This is a genomic window from Lysobacter sp. Root690 (assembly GCF_001427785.1).
GTDB lineage: Bacteria > Pseudomonadota > Gammaproteobacteria > Xanthomonadales > Xanthomonadaceae > Lysobacter.
Genome location: NZ_LMHM01000017.1, coordinates 388,348 through 411,301 on the forward strand (window position 1 = coordinate 388,348; position 22,954 = coordinate 411,301).

Genomic DNA, 22,954 nt, shown 5'->3' on the forward strand with positions numbered 1-22,954 from the left:
GGTGACGGCGGCCGAGTGCGGTGAGTATGCCAGTGGGGGCATGGGGCGGCGACCACGCGTGGATCGTGTGCTGCGTGGTGTGTGGCGCGTTCGATGGGCGGCGCGGCCCTCACCCCGGCCCTCTCCCGCGTGGCGGGAGAGGGAGAGGAGCGCCGCGATTATTTTCTGCTGTCGGCCTGCGCCGGCACCGAGGCGATCCAGCGATCGATGCGCAGTTCCAGTTCCTTCAAGGGCAATGCGCCGCCGCCGAGGATCTGGTCGTGGAACGCGCGGATGTCGAACTGTTTGCCGAGTCTGGCTTCGGCGCGCGCGCGCAGTTCGCGGATCTTCAACTGTCCCATCTTGTAGGCCAGCGCCTGTCCGGGCCAGGCGATGTAGCGATCGGCTTCGGACTGGATGGTGGGTTCCTCCATGTCGGAGTGATCGCGCATCCACTGCACCATCTGCTCGCGGGTCCAGCGCTTGTGATGCACGCCGGTGTCGAGCACCAGGCGGTTGGCGCGGATCAGCTCCTCGGACAGACGGCCGAAATCGCTGTACGGATCCTGGTAGAAACCGATCTCCTTGCCGAGTTCTTCCGAGTACAGGCCCCAGCCCTCCATGAACGCGGTTTGCCCGGTCAAGGTGCGGAATTTCGGCAGCGCCGGCAGATCGCGCGCGATCGACAGTTGCAGATGATGGCCGGGCACGCCCTCGTGATAAGCGACCGCTTCGATCCGGGTCAGCAGGCGCTTTTCCGGTTCGCCGGTGTTGACCGTGATCAGGCCCGGGCGCTTGCCGTCCGGCGTGCCGGGCATGTACTGCGCGGCCGAGGCTTCCTTCTCGCGCCAGGCCTCGACCGACTGCACCTGCACCTTGGTGGTCGGCAGCTTGCCGAACAGCTCGGGCAGACGCTTGTCCATCCGCGCCAGATAGTCGCGATACAACTGCAGGATCTGCTCGCGCGAGCTGGCGTGGCGCTTGGGATCGGCGGCTACCGCGTTGCGCATGCTCTTGAGGTCGGCGTAACCCAGGCGCTTGGCGATTTCGGTCTGGGCCTTTTCGATCCGGGCCACTTCGCTCAGGCCGAGCTGGTGGATCTGCTCGGGCGCCACGTCCAGCGAGGTGAACTGTTCGATCGAAAAACGGTACAGCGCCTCGCCGTTGGGCACCGACCACACGCCGTATTCCTTGCGACCCTTCGGCGCGTATTCCTTGCTGACGAACTCGGCCAGTTGGCGATAGGCCGGGCGCACTTCGTCGTTGACCGCGGCGAGGATCTGCTTGCGCAAGCGTTCGCGCTCGGCCGCCGGCACGCTGTCGGGGAATTTCTTCAGCGAGGCGGCGAACACATTGTCCTCGCCGGCGCTGTCGGCGATGCCGTTGCACTGCGCGGCGACCTTTTCCAGCAGGTACGACGGCTGCATCAGCCCGTCCTTGGCGCCCTGGCGGGCCACTTCGGTGACTTGCTGCAGGATGCGCGGGATCTCGTGCAGGCGCTTGAGGTAGTCGTCGTACTGCTGAGTGTCGTTGAACGGAAACGACTTGACCATGATGGTCAGGAACAGATGGGTGCCGTTGAACTGGTCCAGCGGCATTTCATGGAACTTGAGCGCATAGCCGCGCAGGTCGTCCTCGAGCCACAGCAGCATCAGCCGGTGATTGAGTAGATCGCTTTCGGCGAAACCGGTGGTGTCGACGGCCTTGAAGCGGGCGAGCAATTCCTTCGTATCGCGATTGTGCTTGGCCGCGCCGGCCAGCGAGAAATCGCCCCAGGCGGCGTTGTAGCGGTAGTCGCCGAAGAAGCTGGCCTGTTCGGGCTGCTCGCGCATCAGGCTTTCCCACTGCTCGTCGATGAGCGCGTTGAAGGCCTGCAGGCGCGCGGCGACATCGCTGGCCTGCGCGGCGTCGGCGATGGCGGCGTCCGCGTCGGCGGTCGCGGCGGTTGGCGCGGCCTGCGCGACCGGCAGCAGCATGGCGCCGAACAGCGCGGCCGACAGGACGGTCGACAGCGCGGTACGCGACAGCGAGCGACGCGGAATGCGATGTGAGGACGAAGGGCTCATGTGGGGACTCCGTGTGGTGTTGGGGCGAAACGCGGGCGCATCGTCCCGATCCCGTCCGGCGCGAGGCCGGACGGAGCGTGAGGTCATGCGGCGTGACGTCATGGGGCGAGCGCGGCATCGGTGCCGCAGCTTGCCTGAGTCACCCCTCGCGGGCAGCTGACATTTGCGAGCGGCGAGGGGTGACGTTCGTAACGCGCGGCGGTCAGGCCGATCGCGTCGCCAGCGCCGGCGGCACCATCGCCGCGCGCTTGGCCGGGCCGTATACCGCCACTTGGCCCAGCGCCCACAGGCACAGCGCGCCCAGCGGCAGGTACAGCGCGGGCAGGCGCGGCAACTCGTAGTACTTCATCAAGGCCAGGTTGATCGCGAACGCCATCGCCATGCCGAGCACGATGCCGATGCTGGTCAGCAGGAAGTTCTCGGTCTGGAAATAACGCAGGATCTGGCCGCGGGTCGCGCCCAATGCGCGGCGCACGCCGATCTGGCGGGTGCGCTGCTGCACCCAGAAACTGGCCAGGCCGATGATGCCGAGCGCGGTGACGATCAACAGGGCGATGCACACCGCGCTGAGAAGCCAGATCATCGAGGTGTCGGTTTGATAGAACTTCTTGCTCATGGCTTCGAGCGTGTCGTTGCTCTCGCTCAATATCCGAGCCGGTCCATTCTTGGTCAACGCCTCGCCGGCGGCCTTGATGACTTCATCGCGCCGCTCCGGAGCGGTGCGAATGACGTAGACGCCGAAGTTGTAGTCCACCTCCAGCGGAACGATGACCGAGTAGTCGGAAGCGCCCGCTCCGAAGAGCAAGTCGTTAGGACGCAACAGGTGCTCGACCACTCCCACGACGCGGGTCGGTTTATCCCCCCACATATAAAAGGTCTTTCCGACCGCCTGTTGTCCCGGAAACAATTTTTCGCCAAGCGCGCGGGTGATGATCGCCGAGGGCAGGCTCGCTTCGTAGCCAGGCGCGTTCACCACGGCCCACGAAAGTATTTCGTCATCGGTGAATTCGCGGCCCGCGACCAGTTTCAATCCCAGTGATTTCATGAATTGGGAGGTCGCGTAGTAGTTGCTGGTGCTCGCGGTGGGAATTCTCTGGTCGGGATCGAGCCGCACCGAGGAGTTCCAGGCCGAGTCGCCATAGGGAATCTGATTGGTGATGGTGGCCGATATCACGCCCGGAATCGCCCGCAAGGTGGCCAGGTCCGATCGGGTCAGCGCCTGCGCGTCGCCGCTCTTGTTGATGCTGCGGATGGCGATGCGGACGATTTCCTGCTCCGCCAGTCCGCTGGGACGCTGCAGGCGGTCGATGCGGTTGCTGATCAGGAACACGGCGTTGCAGATGATCGCGCAGGTCAGCGCGACTTCGAACACGATCAGGGCGGCGGCGGTCTTGTGCCGGCGCAACGTGGTGAGGATGGGGCGGATGTCCATGCGTGGCCTCACTGGCTCTTGAGCTGGATGGCGGGCGTGACCTGACAGGCACGCCAGGCGGGCAACAGCCCGGCCAGTACGCTGGCGACGACGGCCAGGGCGAAGGTGGTGAACAGCATGGTCGGGTCCAGATGGGCCAGCGCGGCGTAACTCACCGGTTGCTGGCGTACCGCCCACAGGCCGAGTTGGGCAAGCACCAGGCCTAGCAGACCGCCGGCCAGACCGATCGTGCCGGCCTCGACCAGGCACTGGGCGAAGATCGCGCGGCGGGTCGCGCCGAGCGCGCGGCGCACGCCGATTTCGCCCGAGCGCCTCAGGAACTTGGCCAACAGCAGGCCGACCGTGTTGAGCAGGCACACCAGCAGGAAGCCGAACGCCAGCCACACTTGCAGGCGTACGTCGCCGGGCACCGCGCGCTTGAAGTCCAGCCACTGCATCACGTTGTCGAGCTTGGGCGCGGTCGGGCGTTCGAAGCGGCCGGCGGCGCGCTGTTGGGCGCTGTAGTTCTCCAGATATTGCTTGTACGCGGCGACTTTTTCCGGCGTGCCCAGTTCGACCCAGTACTGCAGCCAGGCGCACTTGGCGTTGACGCTGCGGTTGCCTTCGTCGTCGACGTTGTTATCGCCCCAGCAGTCGATGCTGCCCTGCGGATTCATGCGGACATCGCGCGAGGTGGTGAACGGAACGAATAATTCCTCCGGTCCGCCGAAGCCGCGGTCGCCGCTGCTGAGGTCGTAGAAATTCGGCTGCGGGTGCCAGTCCTCGATCACGCCGACGACGCGGAACTCGGCCTGATCCAGCCAGATCGATTTACCCACGCTGTTGCCGCCGCCGAACAAGCGATCGTTGAGCTTGGTGCCGATCACCGCCACCCGCGCGCGGCGCGCGTCGTCCTCGCGGCTCCAGGCCGAGCCGTGCTTGAACGGCACCTGGAACATCGGGAAGAAGTCGGCCGAGGTCAGGCGCGAGTCCTGACGGAACGCCGGCAGATTATCGCGGCGCGGTTCGATCGCGATATTGCCCGACGACATCATCGCCTGGCGGTCGCCGCGCGCTTCGCGCAACAGCGTTTCGGCATCGAGGCGGCTCATGTCGTCCTGCGGTTCGTCGCCGGGGGAGTAACCGTTCATCGCGCGCGGATCCAGGCGCGGATGGAACACCTGGTGGCTCTTGCCCGGCAGCGGATCGCCGGAGAGCACGTAGAACACGGTGAGGGTGGTCATCGCCGCGCCGATGCCGAGCGCGATGGCGAGCACCATCAGCGCGGTCAGCACGATGTTGCGCTTGAAGCTGCGCAAGGCGAGCTGAAAGTAATAAGCAAACTGGCTGTTGCCGGACATGGCCGCGACCTCAGGCGTGGGTGGTGTCGACGGCGCCTGCGGGCGCCGCATCGTCGGTCGCGTGGTCCATCGTGCTGCTCATCGGCGTGGGCGCGCGGACCAGGCTGGGCTCGGCGGTCAGGTCGGTGGCCATGCCGTCGACGATATGCACGTTGCGCTGCGCGCGCGCGGCCAGTTCCGGGTCGTGGGTGACCATGATGATGGTGGTGCCGGCGGCGTTGATCTCCTCCAGCAGTTCCATCACCCCGCGCGCCATCTGCGAGTCGAGGTTGCCGGTCGGTTCGTCGGCGAGCAGCAGGCGCGGGGTGCCCGCCAGAGCGCGCGCGATCGCCGCGCGCTGCTGCTGGCCGCCGGACAGTTCGGCCGGGTAGTGCTTCATGCGCGAGCCCAGGCCGACCTGGGTCAGCGCCTGCTCGATGCGCTGCTTGCGCTCGGCCGCCGGCATGCGCCGGTAGCGCAGCGGAACGTCGCAGTTGTCGAACAGGTTGAGGTCGGGGATCAGATTGAAGCTTTGGAAGATGAAGCCGATCTTCTGGTTGCGCAGGCGCGAGCGCGCATCGTCGGACAGGCCGCGCACGTCCTCGCCGTCGAGCTTGTACTCGCCGCCGGTGAAGGTTTCCAGCAGGCCGGCGATATTGAGGAAGGTGGTCTTGCCCGAACCCGAAGGCCCGGTCACCGCGACGAATTCGCCGTCGCGCACATGCAGGTCGAGCGAGCGCAGCGCGTGGGTTTCGACGAGTTCGGTGCGGTAGACCTTGGTGACCTGGCGCATGTCGAGCATGAGGGTGGGTTCCTTGAACTTGTAGTGATGCGGGTAGTTGATGTTTCGGATTCGTTCGCGCGCTTTGCTTTTCGCTCGTCATTCCCGCGAAAGCGGGAATCCAGTGAATTTCGTGCGGGATTCGTAAAAGTCTCTGGATGTTCGGCTACGCCGAAGTAAAGCGGAGCCCGCCTTCGCGGGAATGACGAGCTAAAGCAGAAGCGGAGAGCGCATGCTGCGGGTCACCCCTCAACGCACCACGAACATCGGCAGCGCACACGCCGCCAGATAACGTTGGATCCGCGGCGCGCGGCGCGCGACGGTTTCGGCATTGGCGCTGCGCGCATCGCCGGCGTCGCGGACCTGATCGAAATCGATCAGCTGGTGCAGGCGCAGCGGCACCGCGTCGGCCAGTTCCTGCGAGCTCCACTGCGGGTTGAAAGCGTCGTTGCGGTCGGTGCGGGTGTCGGTGCTGTGGTTGGCTGCGTTCATGATCATTCTCCAGAGATACGGACGGTTTCGGCGTTGGCGAACTGGTCGCTGCCGGAGACGACGATGCGGTCTCCCGGCTGCAGACCCTCGAGGATTTCCACGTTGCTCAGGCTGCTCACCCCGGTGCGGATCGCGCGCCGGGTGGCGATGCCGTTGACGACGACATAGGCGCTGGTGCCGCCGGACTGTTCCAGGAACGGGCCGCGCTCGACCATCAGCGCGTTGCGGCGGGTGTCGAGCACGATGCGCGCGCTCAGACGCTGGCTCTGGCGCAGGCCCGGCGGCTGCTTGTCCTTGAAGCGCAGGCGGCTGACCACTTCACCGTTGACCACTTCCGGCGACACCGCAGAAATCTGCGCCGCGAACGGCTGGCCATTGCCGCTGGTGATCTGCGCCGGGATGCCGATGGCCAGATCGCGGGCGAAACTTTCGGGCACCTTGATCTCGACTTCGAACACGCCCAGGTCGACCACGCTGAGCACCGGATCGTTGATCGCCACGTTGGCGCGCTGGGCGACCTGGACCTGGCCGACCTGGCCGTCGAACGGCGCGCGCAAGGTCAGCGCTTCGACCTGACGCTGCGCTTCGGTCGCGATCGCGCGCTGGCGATCGGCGAGCAGGCGCTTGTTGCGGGTGTCCAGGTTGGCGCTGCGATCCTGACGATCGATGTCGCCGCGCGCCTGGTTCAGGCCGATGTCGGCCTTCTTCAATTCGTCCTGCGCCTTGGCCACATCGACCTGGGCCATCGCGCCGCCCTCGAATGCGCGCTGATAGCGTTCCAGGTCGCGCTGCGCGGCGACGCGTTCGATCTGCGCCTGGTCGAGCTCCTTGCGCGCGGTGGAGCGCGCCAGTTCGCCGTCGAGTTCGGCGCGGCTGGCCTCGGCTTCCAGGCTGGCCAGGGTGGCCTGTTCCTGGGCGAGCTTGCTGCGCAGCTCGGGGCTGTCGATCTCGGCCAGCACCTGGCCCTTCTTGACCACGTCGCCGGCGACGACCTTCAGATCCACCGAACCGCCGGCGATGGCGTACAGGATCGGGCTGTTGGCGGCGATGACGCGGCCGTCGGCGGCGATGTCGCGGACCAGATCGCCGCGGGTGACCGCGGCGATGCGCAGACGGTCGGCGCCGATCGACTGGCTGCCGGCGCTCCAGCCCGACAGCAGCCACGCGCCCGCGCCCAAGGCGATCACGCCGGCGCCGGCGCCGAGCACCCAGCGCCGCCGATTACGGCCCTGCACGGTGGCGTCGGCGACGCGGTGGTCTTGGGCGGCGGTGTCGCGGATGCTCATGGCGGGTCGGCTCGGCGGTAGGTGCTTGCCTATACCCAAGCACAACCCGTGCCAACTTTAACTTATTGATTTATATGGACGGACACCGCCGTCCGGGTGTCCGTCCGGACGGACAGAGTGTCCGCCGGACGTGCCGGTAACCGTGCCCGGATAGAATTGGGGTTCCCCCCTGTAGGAGCAGCCCCAGCATGTGCGGAATCGTCGGAGCGATCGCGGATCGCGATGTGGTACCGGTCCTGATCGATGGCCTCAAGCGCCTGGAATATCGCGGCTACGACTCGGCCGGCATTGCCGTGTTCGACGGCGCGCAACTGCGCCGCGTGCGCCGCACCGGACGGGTCAGCGAAATGGAGGGCGCCGCGCAGGCCGAAGGCTTCCGCGCACAGGTGGGCATCGGTCACACCCGCTGGGCCACCCACGGCGGCGTCACCGAGGCCAATGCGCATCCGCACATCAGCTTCGGCGAACTGGCGGTGGTCCATAACGGCATCATCGAAAATCACGAAGAGCAGCGCGAACGCCTGCTCGCGGCCGGCTACGCGTTCGAATCGCAGACCGATACCGAAGTCATCGCCCACCTGATCCATCACCATCAAAAGCAGGGCCTGGATCTGCTGGCCGCGGTGCAGGCCGCGGTGCATGAACTGGTCGGCGCGTATGCGATCGCCGTGGTCAGCCGCAACGAACCCAATCGCCTGATCGCCGCGCGCATGGGCTGTCCGCTGTTGGTCGGCCTGGGCGAGGGCGAGAACTTCGTCGCCAGCGACGTGTCGGCGATCCTGCAGGCCACCCGCCGGGTGATCTTCCTGGAAGAAGGCGACACCGCCGAGGTCACCCGCGAGCAAGTGCGCGTGTTCGATCAGCACGGCAAGCCGATCAGCCGCGAGGTCCACGTCTCGGACGTGTCGCTGGCGTCGCTGGAGCTCGGCCCGTACCGCCACTTCATGCAGAAGGAAATCCACGAACAGCCGCGCGCGATCGCCGACACCATCGAAGCGGTGATGGACAACGGCGCGTTCTCGGCGTCGCTGTTCGGCGATCAGGCCGAATCGGTGTTCGCCGGGATCGAGGGCGTGCAGATCCTGGCCTGCGGCACCAGCTATTACGCCGGCCTGACCGCGCGTTACTGGATCGAAGCCATCGCCGGCCTGCCGTGCCAGGTCGAGATCGCCAGCGAATACCGCTACCGCGCCGCGGTCGCGAACCCGAAGCAGTTGATCGTGACGATTTCGCAGTCCGGCGAAACCCTCGACACGATGGAGGCGCTGAAGTACGCCAAGTCGCTCGGCCACGACAAGACCCTGTCGATCTGCAACGTGCCCGAGAGCGCGATCCCGCGCGCGAGCCAATTGGTTTACTACACCCGCGCCGGCGCCGAGATCGGCGTGGCCTCGACCAAGGCTTTCACCACCCAGCTGGTGGCGCTGTTCACTCTGACCGCGACCCTGGCCAAGCTGCACGGCAAGCTGTCGCCGGAAAAGGAAGCCGAGTTCATCGACGCGCTGCGCCACCTGCCCGGCAGCGTGCAGCACGCCCTGAACCTGGAACCGCAGATCATCGGCTGGGCCGATCGCTTCGCGCCCAAGCAGCACGCGCTGTTCCTCGGTCGCGGCGTGCACTACCCGATCGCGCTGGAAGGCGCGCTCAAGCTCAAGGAAATTTCCTACATCCACGCCGAGGCCTATCCGGCCGGTGAGCTCAAGCACGGCCCGCTGGCGCTGGTTGACGCGGCCATGCCGGTGGTGGTGATCGCGCCGAAGGACAGCCTGTTGGAGAAGGTGAAGTCGAACATTCAGGAAGTGCGCGCGCGCGGCGGCGAGATGTTCGTGTTCGCCGACCTCGACAGCCACTTCGGCGAATCCGAAGCGGTGCACGTGATCCGCACCCCGCGCCACGTCGGCGTCCTGTCGCCGGTGGTGCATGCGATCCCGGTGCAGTTGCTGGCGTATCACGCCGCGTTGGCGCGCGGCACCGATGTCGACAAGCCGCGCAATCTGGCCAAGGCGGTGACGGTGGAATGAGCCGGTTCCGCCCCGATGTGGAATCGATGTGCGGATTCAAGCAGGCACTTCGTCGTGCATGTGCTTGATTGGCGCGGATCAAGGAAGTTCAGGGACTGGGCGCTTGAATCCGCGTCGCAATGATGCTAACAAAATATCGCGGCGTGCCTTTGCTGGGCCGCCGCGCCTGAAGCCGCGATGGCTCGGGTTGCATAAAACATAAGGAGAGTGATTTATGTCAAAAGTGGAATCCCTCATCAGGGAAAAGCTGGAAGGCAATGACTTGGATCTCGAAGGCGCGCAGGATCTGATCGACGCAAATCTCGATTTGATCTCCGGAGGCGGGCACTCGCAGCATATTTCCACCAGTCAGTGCTTCCCCGGCGGAGACTGTCCCGTTTGATTGCAGTCGACGAACGCACTGCGGCATCCGCCGCGGTGCGTTTTTCGGTTTGAGCAATCCACGTGCACATGTGCTCGCCTCGGTGAAAGCCCGATGGCGGCGGCGACTGTCATTCTTCGGTGCCAGCTATGTCTACAACAGGTGCGGCCGTTGCGCGCAGATTGAATGTGGTCTTCAAGATCACCGAGCGGTGCAATTTGAAGTGCAGCTACTGCTATTTTTTCTTCAGTGGAGACGATAGCTGGAAACGTCATCCGCCCCTCGTCGGCCTGGACGTGGTCAGGCACTTGGCGAGATTCTGCAAGGTCGCGGCGAGGGATTACGGAATCGAGCGCATCGCGCTGATTTTCCACGGCGGCGAACCGCTGCTTATGAAGCGTGCCCGCTTTGCCGAGATATGCGATCTGCTGCGAGCCGAGGAGGATGGTTTCGCATTCGATTTCGGCATGCAGACCAACGGCGCGCTGCTGAATGAGGAATGGGTCGGGTTGTTCGAGCGGTATCGAGTTTCAGTCGGCGTTTCGTTGGACGGGACGCGCGACATCAACGATCTGCATCGACTCGATATGAAGGGCCGCAGCACGTACGAGCAAACGGTATCCGGGCTGCGGCTGTTGCAGGCGGCGGCCCGCGCGGGGCGGATCGCGCCGCCCGGAATTTTATCGGTCATCAATCCCGAAGCGGACGGCGCCGCGACATATCGGCATTTCGTGGACGACCTGTCGGTCAAGAACATCAATTTTCTATCGCCCGATCATCGCTACGATTCCGGCGCATCCGCCGATATCGTGGGCGGCGTGGAAAGGTTCATGCTTTCGGCCTTGCGCGAATGGCTGAAGGACAAGGATCCGAGCGTGCGGGTGCGGATGTACTCGGAAATACTGGCCGGTCTGTCGGACACGCGGGCCGCGCACCAGTTGCACGAATTCATTCACGACTACAGGAATATCGTCGCGGTCTCGTCGAATGGCGACCTGGGCCCGGAGGATACGCTGCATGGGCTGGATCCGCGTTTCGTCGACATGGGAATGAATGTCGCCACGCATGAGCTCAGCGATCTGTTCCAGTCCGGAATATGGTCCGAACAGCAGGTAGCGGCCATGGCCAGGCCGGCCGCCTGCCGGGATTGCGATTGGTGGCGTATATGCAGAGGCGGCAAGCCGGCCAATCGTTACGCGTCGATCAACGGTTTCGACAATCCGTCGCTGTATTGCAACGGGTTGCAGCAGATGTATGCCGAGGTCGGGGCCTTTCTGGTCCGCAACGGAATGCCGATAAAAGACATCGTGGCCAGACTTGCCTGATCGGGTGAAAGCATGGAGCGTTTTGCGAAGGCCTTTTCAAGCCCCTATGGCGGCAGCGCCGCCGCGGTTGTCGAGACGATCGGAAAAGCCAGATTGACGACGACCAGAAAGCGGATCGTCGACGCCTATGCAACCGAATCGATCCCGGCGGGGCTCGCGCGACTTGAGAAGGGCGCTTTTCGTTCCTGGATACCCGAGGTCGGCATCGCGCATGGATTTCTGCGCGATGGCAAGACCGATCTGGCCGCGGCCCAGATAGCGGCCGCTTTTCTGCATACCGGCGGCATCGGCCAGGTGAGGGTGAACATCAATGGACCGGAATGGCTGTATTTCGCCGGCACCTTGGTCGCGGTGGCCGGCGATTGTGAAATAGGCGCCGCTGACGCCGCTGTTTCCATCCGATCGGACATGGGCGATTACCGGTTCGAGCGGTTCGATGAAGCCTGGCGGGTTCAAGACGCCTCGCTCAGTCCCTGGTTGAGCGGGTGCACCGGCTTGGTGGCGCCGGCTTACGTGGTGTGGACAGGCATGTTGAACAATCGGGACGAGGATGTTTTTTGCTGGGTGACCGGCGCTCCCACCGGAAGCTCGTTTACGCATGAGCAAGATCGCGTCGATGGCGCGACCCGAATGCTTGCGGATGCCTTCGAAGTTATTTCCAGCCGGGCCCCGCGTTTTGTCGACTGGGTCGCGAGCGGGCTTTCCGGCGTCATCTTGGTCGATTCGCCGGATCCGACGATTTCCACATCCGGCAGCAGCAGCGACCATCCCGGCCTGATCGCTCTTCAGTCGGCCAATCCCGCGGTGAAGGTCGGCGAGGACCTCGTGCACGAATGCGCGCATCAACATCTTTACGCCTATTCGCTGCTGAACCCCTTGGTCGAGCCCGGGACGGAGGACTATTTCTATTCGCCGGTGAAAAGAGAACCACGGTCCGTGGATCGCGTGCTGCAAGCGGCTCACGCAATAGGAAACATGATTCTTTACTACGAGGATCTGCAGGACGAGGGCGGGTTGAGCGAATTCAGCCGGGAACGGTTGGAGCTGTTGAATTTTTGGTTCTACTCGGACTATTGCGCCGGCCTGGACGGCGCGGCGTCGCTCACGCCGGCGGGGCGCGCGGTCTGGAATGCGTTGAAAGCTTCGGTAAGCGAGCGTCAGGGACGGCGGGGCGAGCCATGACCGACGACGATGGCTCGGCCGAACGCCCGTTGTTCAGGCGCGAAGCTCTGCGCGCGCACGCGATCCGTGAAGCCGGCGCGCCATCGCGGTTGGTCGCTCCGCAGACAGGGGGAGTGCTCGTGGCGTTGACGCTGGTCGTGTTGCTGGCCGCCTGTTTTCTCTACCTCGCGGTCGGCTGATCCTACAATTTCTTGCGGAGGCGTGAGTTGCGATTCAACTGGCGGCGACATGGGCGTCGGAGCCCGATCATATTTCAAGGGGAATCCAACGAGTGCGGATTGGCCTGCCTTGCAATGATCGCCGCCGCGTGGGGGCAGAAGACCGATCTGGCGGTATTGCGAAAACGCCTTTCCCCCACGCCTCGCGGCGTCAATCTGCGGACATTGATTTCGATGGCGAGGAGACTCGGCTTGTCGGCCCGGCCGGTGCGCGTCGGCCTGCATCGATTGAGCGAACTGCGGCTGCCGGCGATCCTGCATTGGAATCTGGATCATTTCGTCGTGCTGGAGCGGTTCGAACGAGGGCTCGCGCATATCGCCGATCCGGCCAAGGGGCGTTCCCGGATCAGCCTTGAGGACATGTCGCCCCATTTCACGGGCGTAGCGGTCGAACTGACGCCTACCGAAATGTTCGACCGGGGCGACGCCAGATTGCCCCGCCGTTTTTGGAAGGCATGGCTTGCCGATTCGAACCTGCGAGCCACCGCCTGGACCGCGCTGTGGCTGACGGTCCTGTTTCAGTTTTCCATTTTGTCGTTGCCGTTCGCATATCGTTCCATCCTCGACGGCGGCCAGGCGAATCGCGGCTGGAGCGATGGCTGGCTCATCGCCGCCGGCATAGCGATGATGTTGCTCGTTCAGCTCAGTTCTGCATGGATAAGGGCGCGGACGATAAGTCAGTTCGGCGCGGCGTTGGTGCATCGAATATCGCTGCAGGTCGTCCACCGTCTGTTTGCCTTGCCGCTGTCGTACTACCGGCAGCGAACGACCGCGGGAATACTCTCGCGGGTTCAGGCGGTGCAAGCGGTACAGCGGTTCATAACCGAACAAGCCTTTCCCTTGGCGATCGATGTTCTGGTCATGATCGTGGCGACCGCGCTGATGGCCTGGTTCAGCCCCGTCCTGTTTGCCGTCGTTCTGCTCGGAGTCGCGCTGGAGGTGGCGATCCGCGTCAGGTTCTGGCGAAAGGAAAGGGAGATGCTGCTGGGCCTGGCCGAGGCGCAGAGCCGCGAGGTCGCGGTTTTGCTCGAATCGATCAGAGGCATGCAGACCATAAAGCTGGCGGGCCGCGAAGCGCAGCGTCTGGCATTGTGGGAAAACAGGTTGATGGACTCGCTGAACGCGGGAGTGGGCCTGAGCATCATGCATGGCCGCATAGCCGCGGCATCGGGCGCGATAAACACGCTGGAATGGGCCGTGCTGCTGATTGCGGCAACCGACGTCTTCGGATTGGGCGTGTCCTACGGCGTGTTGTTCGGCTTCCTGGCCTACCGGGGCATCTTGCGGGATCGGGTAGCGTCGATTCTGGAAAGCGTTCGCGGTCTTCAATCCGCGGACGTCAACTTGCAGCGCATAGACGACGTGATGTTGGCCGATCCGGAACGCGACGAGGGCAAGAGCCTCGATCTCGACGGCGCGGCAAACATCGTGATGGAGAACGTATCGTTTCGTTATGCCGAAACCGACGGGGAAATTTTATCCGATGTCTCGCTCGTCGTGCCCGCGGGATCCTGCGTCGCACTGGTCGGTCCATCCGGCGGTGGCAAATCCACCTTGATAAAAATCCTGCTCGGCATTGAAGACGCGTCGAGCGGAAGAATAACCCTGGGAACCGGCGACATCATGGAGATGACCCGTTCTTCCTGGCGCGATTGCTTCGGGACGGTCATGCAGGACGACACCTTGTTGTCGGGAACGATCGCCGCGAACATCAGTTTTTTCGATCCCGACGTCGATATGGAACAGGTGCATCGTTGCGCCCGGGCCGCTGCAATTCACGACGACATCGTCAGGATGCCCATGCAGTACAGCAGCCTGATAGGCGATATGGGCTCGAATCTGTCTGGCGGGCAGCGGCAGCGCATCCTGATCGCCAGGGCGCTGTACCGTGATCCGAAAATATTGATATTCGACGAGGGCACGGCCAACATCGACTCGGATTCGGAAAGATGCATTTATCAGTCGATCAGCGATCTCAGCTTGACTCGCATCGTGGTCGCCCATCGCTCGGAGTTGGTGTCCTTGGCCGACGCGGTATATGAGGTCCGCGAAGGCGGGTTGAGGCGTGTGCGGTAGCCGGCCGATGCGCGCCACCGCGAGGAAGCTGCGGCGGTCTGGTCAGGCTGCTAGGGCGCGAAATCCCAGCCTGGCGGGCGCGGGTATCGTTTCGATGGCGCGCACCGACAACAGGCCAGGGTTGCGATTGCGGCGCCGCGGCACCGGCGTGGCGTTTCGCGCCGACCGGCGATCCAGCCAAAGCGCTTCTCGTTCAGCGGCGATCAGCCGACGTAATAGCCCGGCTGATCGATATCGGCGAGCAGGCCAGGGCCTTGCGGCGTCCAATCCAGCAGTTCGCGGGTGTAGGCGCTGGATGCCGACATGTCCGCGCCGGCCATCATCGCGAACCAACCGAAGTGCTCGCGGTCGCGCGACTCGGCCGGCAGGCCCAGGCGTTTGCCGATCGTTTCCGCGATCGCCTTGAAGGCGACGGCTTCGTCGGCGACGGCGTGATAGACCGGCGAGGTCGCGCCACTCTCTAGCGCCAGGCGATACACGCGCGCCGCATCGCGGCGATACACGCCAGACCAGCGATTGCCGCCTTCGCCCAGATAAGCCGACACGCCGGTCTGCTTCGCCAGACGGACCAGAATCGGAATGAAGCCGTGATCGCCGAGGCCATGCACCGATGGGGCGAGGCGTACCGTCGCGGCGCGCACGCCTTGTTCGGCCAGTGCGCGCGCGGCGCTCTCCGATTTTCTCGGCGAGCCCGAGTTCGGAAGATCGGTCTCGTGCGCGCCAGGGGCGAGTCCCAGCAAGCCCGAAGTCACCAGCAACGGTCGCGCGGAGCCTTGCAGCGAGGCGCCCAAGGCTTCGATCACGCGCCGGTCCTGTTCGCAGTTTTCCGCGAAGCGGGAGAAGTCGTGCTCGAACGCGGTATGGACGACGGCGTCCGCCGTAGCCGCGGCGCGTTGCAGAACATCGAGCTCGGCGAGGGTGCCGCGAACGATACGAACGCCGTTCGCCGCGAGAGCCGCGGCCTTGTCTTCGCTGCGGACCAGGCCGGTGACTTGATGACCGGCGCCGATCAGTTCATCGACCACCGCCGAGCCGACCCAGCCGGTGGCTCCGGTTATGAATACGTGCATGTGCAATCTCCGAACAGGAATGGATCAGCCCAGGCGCATCGACAGTTCGACGTCGTCGGCGAACGGAACCGACAGATAACCGCTGCCCGGCGCGCGCACGCGCTGCAGGTAGTCCGGGCAATAGTCGGCGTTGTCGGCGACGATCATCGCGCCCGGCGCGAGATGCGGTTCGAGCAGGTCGAGGATGTCCAAGTACAGGGACTTGGCGCCATCGAGCAACAACAGATCGATCGAAGGCGGCAGATCGACGCTTAGCGTCTGCAACGCGTCGCCCGCGCGAATTTCGATCAGGTCGCCCAGTCCGCTGGCGTCGAAATGTTCGCGCGCCTTGGCGACCTTGGACGACTCGAATTCGGTGGTAATCACGCGCCCGCCGCCGTTGTCGCGCAGCGCCGCGGCGAGGTGCAAGGTCGAGATGCCGAACGAGGTGCCGAACTCGACGACGGTCTTTGCGCGCGAGCTGCGCGCGAGCATGTAAAGCAAGGCGCCGGTTTCGCGCGAGACCGGAAGCCACAGGTCCTTCAGGCGTCCGTACAGGTCCAGGTATTCGGTCTTGCTGCGCATCAGTCTTTCGCGTTCGTCGCGCGAAATGCCGCTGAAGGCCGGACTCGTCACGGCGTCGGCCTGGTCGAACAAACGCTCCAGCAACGGCGCCAAAGGAGAAGTGGTCAATGTGGTCATGGGGGTTCTCGGATCGTGGCTGAGCGCCTTGCGGCGCGCGTTGAAAAATGCGACTAATTCGTCGTGTTGATAGAATACGATTGATCCCTCGCATTCACTATTCGCATTTCCTCACGACCATTCGAGCGCCATGACCGACCGACCAAGCCCCAGGATTTCCTCGAGAAAACAGCCGAAACAGACCCGCTCGGCCGGGCTGGTGGCGGCGGTGCTCGAAGCGGCCACTCGCGTTTTGGCCGAGGAGGGTGCCGCCCGTTTCACCACCGCGCGGGTCGCCGAGCGGGCCGGCGTGAGCATCGGCTCGCTGTATCAATACTTCCCCAATAAGGCCGCGATCCTGTTCCGCCTGCAATCGGACGAGTGGAAGCAGACCGGCGACCTGCTGCGGGTGATTCTCGAGGACGCCGAACACGCGCCGCTGCTGCGATTGCGCATGCTGGTGCATGCCTTCATCCGATCGGAATGCGATGAAGCGCAGATGCGCGGCGCGCTCAACGATGCCGCGCCGCTGTACCGCGACGCGCCGGAAACGCATGCGGCGCGCGCATCCGGCAAAAAGACCTTTCAGAAATTCATGCGCGAGGCCTTGCCCGATGCGTCGGCGGTGAAGCGCAAGCTCGCCGGCGATCTGATCGCCACGACGCTGAGTACGGTCGGCAAGCAATTCTCGACCACCGCGCCGACGGCCGCGCAAATCAAGGTCTATTCGGACGCGATGGGGGACATGTTCTGTGCGTACCTCCAGAAGATTGCGCGCGACTGAGGTTTCGCCCACCGATCCGATGGCCGGCGGATGATCGTTGGCCTGCGTTGGTCGCATGCGATCGGCGTATGACAGATGGCGATGGCAGCCATTCAGTCGGCGATTCGCGCCGCAACCCGCCGCATAGGTGACGCCCATCGCGGATTGCGTTCGCTGTGGCGGGCACGGCGGCTTTTGCCGGGCCGTTTCTGCAAAAATCCGCAAGCGATGCATGCATGGTGATCGCGCCGCGATCGCGGCGTCGGCGACTGCCCGGCGTGATCGCTCACCGTCTCGAATGTCGGCGTGTTCGATCGGGCCAGCCGAAACTGCATCGTCCGTCATCGCCGCCGAGCGCCTTCGCGTCGCCCGATCCATCGCCTGCTTGTTCGAGTCACCAAGGAAGGAGTACGAAATGGAATTTGAATCGACCCTGCTGCGATCGCGCACCTACACCGGCGTGCTCGCCGCGTTGCAGGAACACGGGATCGACCGACGCAGCCTGGCGACCCTGGAGCAGTCCGGCGCGCGCGATACCGGGCGCGTTCTCAGCCTGTTGCGTGATTTCCCCGGACTGGCGGCGAATGGTCTGGTCGATGCGCCGCGGGTCAGCTTCGCCCTCAGTCGTTCGTTTGGCGGCGCGTATACGCGCATGAACGCCGCACTGGCGGCGATCGAACTGGAGCCACGGCGCGACGACAGCCGGTTCCTGCGCGGCGCGCGGCCGCCGGCGAATTCGCCGTGGCAGATCGGCCACGCAGTGCCGCTCGACAGCGACGCCACCGCGACGCCGGGCGCCGTGTATCCGCGGGTCAGTCAGACCACGTCGCTGGATGTGCGCGCCGGTCTGCCGTGGCCGGTGCGTTATCAGGGCAATCGCGGTACCTGCGTTGCGTTCGCGGTCGCGGCCCTGGTTGAGCTGGAACGCTGCCGGCGCGGCGAGCGCATCGATCTGTCCGAGCAGTTCCTGTACTGGGCGATCAAGACCCACGGCGACGACGGCTTGCCGGACCAGGACGGCACCTGGCTGCAATTCGCGCTGGCGGTGCTGGCCTCGCACGGCATCGCCGAGGAAGCGCTGTGGGAATACGAGCAGCAGCTCGACCCGGACAACATCAGCCACGGCGGTCCCGACCGGCCGTCCGCGGCGGTGCTGCAGGATGCGCTGGCCCGCGCGGTCGATGCCGGCGTGCATGTCGATGCGCCGGTCGCCGCGGCTGTTCCGGTCCTCGAGCTGTTGCGACAGGGGCGCGCGGTGGCGGTCAGCCTGCCGGTGTTCGTCGATCCGATGGGCCGCGGCCGCAGCAACTGGGATGCCGCGATCGCGGTCAACCTGGGGCAGGTGCTGGACCCGCCGCCGACCGCGGTCATGGACGGCGCGCACGCGGTCTGCCTGACCGGGTTCGCGGCCGATCCGGACGAACCGGCCGGCGGCTATTTCATCCTGCGCAACAGCTGGTCCGAGCGCTGGGGCGCCAACCTGCCCGCGCCTGGGGTCCACGGACCGCAGCCGGGTTACGGTCAGGTCTCGGCGAGCTATGTCGACCGCTATCTGTTGGAGTACGCTGCGCTCTAGAAGCTGGTTTAGCTTGTCATCCGCCTCGGAGGTAGGATAGGCCGCATGAAAATCGTCAGCGACAGCCTGCTGCACACCACCTGCGACGACCTTGGCGTCAAGGTCGTCGACGAGGTGTTGCATGCGCCGCCGGAGCTGGTCCGGCTGTTGAACCGCATCGGCATTAAGGACGCGGCCTATCTGCCCTCGGTGGTCGAAGACATGCCGAGTCTGTTCGTGCAGGAACTCGGCATCAGCCGCGGCAGCCTGCGTTCGATCCAGGAAGCCTTGTCGGATCAACTCGAACAACTCACCGGCCCGATCCGCAACGACTTCGTGATGCCGCCGCTCGGGGCGATGATTCACCGGGCGAAGAAAGTCTAGGCGCGACACCTTCAGATAACGTGTCCGGATTGCACGTTCGCATAACCGTTCCGGGTGGAGCGATCGCCCGGTTCGAATGAACTTCACCGCTATCGTCGCTCCCGCACGATGCGACGCATCGATCGCGCATGCAGCCGAGTAATCGCTGCACAACCCTACATTCCCTTCACGCGAGTATTGCCCGACGCTTACGCGCGCCTGGTTAGGCTGCGCCATCACCCGTGATGGAGAGCCACGATGCACATCATCCTCGGCGGCACCGGACATGTCGGCTCGGCCTTGGCCGAGACGCTGCTCGAACGCGGCGAAGCGGTCACGGTGGTGTCGCGCAACACGTCGGCGCGCGAGGCCTGGGAGCGCAGGGGCGCGCGGTTCGCGGTCGTCGACGTGCAAGACGTCGACGCACTGCGTCGATTGCTGCAGCGCGGCCGCCGCCTGTTCCTGCTCAATCCGCCCGCCGCCCCGGCCACCGACACCGACGCGGTCGAGAAAGCCAACCTGCGCGCGATCCTCGCCGCGATCGAAGGCTCGGACCTGGAGAAGATCGTCGCCGAATCCACCTACGGCGCGCAGGACCGCGACCGTAGCGGCGACCTCGGCATCCTGTACGACATGGAGCAGGCCCTGCGCGCGCAGCCAACTCCTTTCAGCGTCATTCGCGCCGCGTACTACATGAGCAATTGGGACGCCTCGCTGCACAGCGCGCGCGAACACGGCAAGGTGCTCAGCTTCTATCCGGCCGACTTCAGCCTGCCGATGGTGGCGCCGCGCGATTTGGGCCGCGTCGCGGCCGATCTGATCACCGAGCCGGTCGCGAACACCGGCATGCATCACGTCGAAGGCCCGCGGGCGTATTCGCCCGCCGACGTGGCCGACGCGTTCGCGCAAGCGCTGGGTCGCGAGGTCGAAGTCGAGGTGGTGCCGCGCGCGCAATGGGTGGCCGCCTATCAAAAGCTCGGATTTTCCGAGGCGGCGGCGAAGTCGTATGCCGATATGACCGCGGTTACGCTGGATAAAAGTTACCGGCCCGCGCACGACCCAGTACGCGGACAGGTCAGTTTGCAGGCCTATGTCCAGGGATTGGTCGATCGCTTCTGATAGAGGCCGTCGCTCGGGCGATGGTTTGAGGCATCGTCCACGCGCGCTTTTGTCGTTGCCCGATCGATTAGGCAGAGCATCGTCGACCCGTCGGATGAAGCCTTGGGCGTACGCGCAATCGGCTCTATTTCCGCAGATCGTCGCGATACCCCGGCGCCAGCAGGCTTACCGATTCCAGTCGATTGTCCAGGGTGTCGAAATTGATCCAGAGCAGTTGATCCGGCGAATACCAGCGGGCCACGCCCCAGGTGTGGCTTTCTTGCCACTGATCGGCCTTGCGTCCGATCTTCTCCTGCAACACCGCGGGCGAATCGTCGAAACCCAGGCCTGACGGCAACCCGCCCAGCCATGGGCGTGAGTCGCCGAGACGATCGCGCACCATGTCCAGACCGACGAATGCAGGGGTGCCGTCGTCGGCGCGGTGGCGCGGGTCGAAGTACAACTCGAAGCCGAATTCGCATTTACGGTTCACCGCCTCGTGCTCGACCGCGGCGACGAGGCCGTCGGGATCGAAGTCGCGGAAGGCGCGGCGAAACTCTTCGCTGTGCGCCGACCGTCCGAACAAGTCGCGGATCTGCTCGGGCGAGGGATAATCCGCCGCGACGAAAGGCGCATCGCTGGCCGGCATCGCGATGCCAAGACTGATGTCGTAGAGACCAGCTTGCTCGGCTTGACCGAGGTCGCCGGGCTGATAAGTGACGCGTAATCGATAGTCGGCCAACCACCACGCATCGCGCTTGTAGGCGTGCAGCACATCGCCATGACCCTGCGCGACCAGCCTGTCCCGTGCCTGCGCCCGCGTATCGTTCCAGTCCAAGCCGAACGGCATTTCGCCGTCGTAGGGCTTGATCCGCCCCGGAATGCCCGAGGTGACCGAGATATTGGTGAACACCAGTTCGTCGCTTTTGCCGTGCAGGTTCTCCGGCAGGTTTTCCCAGTAATTACGCTCGGTGAACGACAGCAGCATCCCCAGCGATTTGATCTGCAGCACGGCTTCGTACGGACTGCGAGGCGGATCGCCGAGCATCGGACGTCGCTTGACGCCCAGTTCGCGCAGCATGGCTTCCACGCCGTCGTCGGTGGCGAGCGAACCGAAGTGCTCGGCATAACGCTGAATTCGCAACATGGTGAGGCGGTCCGTCCTGGAAAGTCGGCGGTGTTACATCACGGGCGCTTGCAGACCGACCGATTTGATCGCACCGCTCTTGGGCTCGTAGTTGACGAGCACGCGGTGCCCGTCTTTCTGCCACGTCTCCACGTATGGATCGCTGGAGTCCGGCGCGCCGAGCAATTGCGCCAGCTGTTGTTTGCTCATGTCGAAGTGCAGGCCGTAGGGCAGCGGCCCCGGATAGGCCTCGGCACCGGCGACAGCCGAGCGCAGGAACACCTGCACCAGCACCCAGGGGCCTTCGCCGATGTCGTGATAGGCGATCTCGCGCCGCCTGCCTTCGTCTTGGTACTCGAGCTGCAGCGCACGGCTCTTGTCTTCGTAGACCCGGCCGCCGACCTCGTCGAGCGGATCGGGTTGCAGGTCCGCCTCGGCAAGGCCGAGCGTTTCCAGCAAACGCGCGCCTTCGGCGCTGGTGTGGGGTTTGTCCAGCGCGGCGATGAACTCGGTCGGAGCGGGGGTGGCCATGCAATTGCCCTCGGGTGTCAAAGAATCCCTTTCCAGGGATTGGTGGTGTTCTTTCCTTTCTTGAAATCGTCCAGCACCTTGCTCAGGAATTTATCGTACTGCGCATTGGTGATTTTTCCGATTTCGCCGGTCGCCTTCTGCAGGGCGGCGAGGCATTTGTGATGTTTATCGCTGCGGCGCATGGTCTCGCGGTGCTGGCGTCCTTCCTCGCGTGCCATTTTCTGCAGATCGCTCGCGCCGTGCTTGTTGTTGGGATTGCTGTTGGTCAGTCCGTCGCCGTGAATTTCCTTGGGAACGCTGACGGTGAACGCGTGGCGTCCTATCCGCTCCCCGAGCGCCTTCTTCTGCTCCACGCCCAGATCGATACCTTGCCGGCGCGCCAGCCGCATTGCCTGCTCGAGCAGAGCGGCCTGGGGCGGGATGTGGTCGCGCTCCATGCCCACGCTTTCGGCGTCGAACTTTTGCAGCTTGCCGTAGGAGCCCTTCTGCCCACATTTGAGCGCTTTCTTGCCTGCGATCTTGCCGCCGGTGGTGGCGGGCGGGGGATCGTCGGGAGTCTTCGGTGGGCCGTCGGGCGCATGCGCGGTGGGTGCATCGTCGAGGTGCTTGGCCGCGGCGTGCTCGAGGGCTTCGCCGCCTTCGCGCGCCATCTTCTTCGCGCCGCCGCCGAGCAGTCGCTTTGGGTTGAGATTGGCCAGCAACGCGCCGCCGCGCTCGGCGGCGGAATTCATCGTGAACGGCGAGGACACCGACATCGATGCCGCATTTACTGCGACGTTGTTGCGCGCCTGCTCGGCCAGTTGGCTGGCGGCCTGCTGGTCGGCCGGATTGCTCGCCCACATCGCCGCTTCGTCCATCTGCGTCGACAGGCCCGCGGCGGTAGAGGCCGCCAGCAGATTCCAGCCGTCGGTGGGCGTGTTGCCGATGTCCTTGGCCGCACCGATCACGCCGCCGACGGGATCGTTCAACGCGGCCTTGGAATCCTGGCCTTGCTGGCTCAACCAGTCGCCGAGCTTGCCCCAGAATCCCTTTTCCTGCGCAACCTCGGGTTGTACCGGCGGATTGGCCTGCAAGGCCGGCTTGTTGGTCCGGCCGACCTGGCCGACCGCCTTGCCTAGGGTATTACCGGTCATCGCCGTTCTCCTCGACCGGCAACAGCCGGTCGAGCGGGCGCGAACGATTGCGACCTGCGATGCGTGGCTCGACGCTCATCCAACTCTCCTTGTATGGCTCGCGTGGCGCATCCTGAT

General features: G+C 64.7%; 21 protein-coding genes. 10 read left to right on the forward strand and 11 right to left on the reverse strand.

What is annotated here, in order from left to right:
* Positions 1 to 158: 158 nt before the first annotated feature.
* The 6 genes from ASD86_RS22265 to ASD86_RS22290 form a co-directional block, all read right to left on the reverse strand.
* Positions 159 to 2,045, reverse strand: a complete 1,887-nt coding sequence (locus ASD86_RS22265) for a DUF885 family protein (RefSeq protein ID WP_082578623.1) — start codon at positions 2,043 to 2,045, stop codon at positions 159 to 161.
* A gap of 202 nt (positions 2,046 to 2,247) precedes the next feature.
* Entirely contained in the window at positions 2,248 to 3,477 is a 1,230-nt protein-coding gene (locus tag ASD86_RS22270; protein ID WP_056116006.1) for an FtsX-like permease family protein, read from the reverse strand.
* A gap of 8 nt (positions 3,478 to 3,485) precedes the next feature.
* Complete coding sequence (locus ASD86_RS22275) at positions 3,486 to 4,817, reverse strand: ABC transporter permease (RefSeq protein WP_056116547.1); 1,332 nt, start codon at positions 4,815 to 4,817, stop codon at positions 3,486 to 3,488.
* Positions 4,818 to 4,827: 10 nt separating this feature from the next.
* Positions 4,828 to 5,598: an ABC transporter ATP-binding protein gene (locus tag ASD86_RS22280; RefSeq protein WP_056116009.1), complete on the reverse strand. Its 771-nt coding sequence runs from the start codon at positions 5,596 to 5,598 to the stop codon at positions 4,828 to 4,830.
* Positions 5,599 to 5,826: 228 nt separating this feature from the next.
* On the reverse strand, positions 5,827 to 6,069 hold the full coding sequence (locus tag ASD86_RS22285) for a hypothetical protein (RefSeq protein WP_157477018.1): 243 nt from the start codon (positions 6,067 to 6,069) through the stop codon (positions 5,827 to 5,829).
* 2 nt (positions 6,070 to 6,071) lie between these two features.
* Positions 6,072 to 7,355: an efflux RND transporter periplasmic adaptor subunit gene (locus ASD86_RS22290; RefSeq protein WP_056116013.1), complete on the reverse strand. Its 1,284-nt coding sequence runs from the start codon at positions 7,353 to 7,355 to the stop codon at positions 6,072 to 6,074.
* A 188-nt stretch (positions 7,356 to 7,543) separates the two neighbouring features.
* Here ASD86_RS22290 and glmS point away from each other — a divergent pair, with 188 nt between their 5' ends.
* The 6 genes from glmS (at position 7,544) to ASD86_RS22315 (ending at position 14,538) form a co-directional block, all read left to right on the forward strand.
* On the forward strand, positions 7,544 to 9,376 hold the full coding sequence (gene glmS / locus ASD86_RS22295) for a glutamine--fructose-6-phosphate transaminase (isomerizing) (protein ID WP_056116016.1): 1,833 nt from the start codon (positions 7,544 to 7,546) through the stop codon (positions 9,374 to 9,376).
* 214 nt (positions 9,377 to 9,590) lie between these two features.
* Positions 9,591 to 9,758, forward strand: a complete 168-nt coding sequence (locus ASD86_RS27035) for a hypothetical protein (RefSeq protein ID WP_157477020.1) — start codon at positions 9,591 to 9,593, stop codon at positions 9,756 to 9,758.
* 128 nt (positions 9,759 to 9,886) lie between these two features.
* Positions 9,887 to 11,062 (forward strand): radical SAM protein, encoded by a 1,176-nt coding sequence (locus tag ASD86_RS22300; RefSeq protein WP_082578624.1) that lies wholly within the window; start codon positions 9,887 to 9,889, stop codon positions 11,060 to 11,062.
* A 12-nt stretch (positions 11,063 to 11,074) separates the two neighbouring features.
* Positions 11,075 to 12,244 carry an HEXXH motif-containing putative peptide modification protein gene (locus ASD86_RS22305; protein ID WP_056116021.1) on the forward strand — a complete coding sequence of 390 codons (1,170 nt, stop codon included), beginning with the start codon at positions 11,075 to 11,077 and terminating at the stop codon, positions 12,242 to 12,244.
* On the forward strand, positions 12,241 to 12,423 hold the full coding sequence (locus ASD86_RS22310; RefSeq protein WP_056116023.1) for a hypothetical protein: 183 nt from the start codon (positions 12,241 to 12,243) through the stop codon (positions 12,421 to 12,423). The genes ASD86_RS22305 and ASD86_RS22310 overlap by 4 nt, the downstream gene beginning before the upstream one ends.
* A gap of 27 nt (positions 12,424 to 12,450) precedes the next feature.
* Complete coding sequence (locus tag ASD86_RS22315) at positions 12,451 to 14,538, forward strand: peptidase domain-containing ABC transporter (protein ID WP_255357310.1); 2,088 nt, start codon at positions 12,451 to 12,453, stop codon at positions 14,536 to 14,538.
* Between the two features lie 203 nt (positions 14,539 to 14,741).
* On the opposite strand, the gene ASD86_RS22320 is transcribed toward ASD86_RS22315, so the two are convergent.
* Entirely contained in the window at positions 14,742 to 15,608 is an 867-nt protein-coding gene (locus ASD86_RS22320; protein WP_056116029.1) for an SDR family oxidoreductase, read from the reverse strand.
* A 24-nt stretch (positions 15,609 to 15,632) separates the two neighbouring features.
* On the reverse strand, positions 15,633 to 16,289 hold the full coding sequence (locus tag ASD86_RS22325; protein WP_056116032.1) for an O-methyltransferase: 657 nt from the start codon (positions 16,287 to 16,289) through the stop codon (positions 15,633 to 15,635).
* A gap of 130 nt (positions 16,290 to 16,419) precedes the next feature.
* Here ASD86_RS22325 and ASD86_RS22330 point away from each other — a divergent pair, with 130 nt between their 5' ends.
* The 4 genes from ASD86_RS22330 (at position 16,420) to ASD86_RS22345 (ending at position 20,068) form a co-directional block, all read left to right on the forward strand.
* Entirely contained in the window at positions 16,420 to 17,052 is a 633-nt protein-coding gene (locus tag ASD86_RS22330; RefSeq protein WP_056116035.1) for a TetR family transcriptional regulator, read from the forward strand.
* Between the two features lie 394 nt (positions 17,053 to 17,446).
* Positions 17,447 to 18,607 carry a C1 family peptidase gene (locus ASD86_RS22335; RefSeq protein ID WP_056116038.1) on the forward strand — a complete coding sequence of 387 codons (1,161 nt, stop codon included), beginning with the start codon at positions 17,447 to 17,449 and terminating at the stop codon, positions 18,605 to 18,607.
* A 45-nt stretch (positions 18,608 to 18,652) separates the two neighbouring features.
* Entirely contained in the window at positions 18,653 to 18,970 is a 318-nt protein-coding gene (locus ASD86_RS22340) for a hypothetical protein (protein ID WP_056116041.1), read from the forward strand.
* 237 nt (positions 18,971 to 19,207) lie between these two features.
* Positions 19,208 to 20,068, forward strand: coding sequence for an NmrA family NAD(P)-binding protein (locus ASD86_RS22345; RefSeq protein ID WP_056116043.1), 861 nt, complete (start codon positions 19,208 to 19,210; stop codon positions 20,066 to 20,068).
* 124 nt (positions 20,069 to 20,192) lie between these two features.
* Here ASD86_RS22345 and ASD86_RS22350 read toward each other — a convergent pair whose 3' ends face one another.
* The 3 genes from ASD86_RS22350 to ASD86_RS22360 are packed head-to-tail and all read right to left on the reverse strand — an operon-like array spanning position 20,193 to position 22,837.
* Positions 20,193 to 21,194, reverse strand: coding sequence for a hypothetical protein (locus ASD86_RS22350; RefSeq protein ID WP_056116046.1), 1,002 nt, complete (start codon positions 21,192 to 21,194; stop codon positions 20,193 to 20,195).
* Between the two features lie 33 nt (positions 21,195 to 21,227).
* Positions 21,228 to 21,704: a hypothetical protein gene (locus ASD86_RS22355; protein WP_056116049.1), complete on the reverse strand. Its 477-nt coding sequence runs from the start codon at positions 21,702 to 21,704 to the stop codon at positions 21,228 to 21,230.
* A 17-nt stretch (positions 21,705 to 21,721) separates the two neighbouring features.
* Positions 21,722 to 22,837 carry a hypothetical protein gene (locus ASD86_RS22360; RefSeq protein WP_056116050.1) on the reverse strand — a complete coding sequence of 372 codons (1,116 nt, stop codon included), beginning with the start codon at positions 22,835 to 22,837 and terminating at the stop codon, positions 21,722 to 21,724.
* Between the last annotated feature and the right edge of the window lie 117 nt (positions 22,838 to 22,954).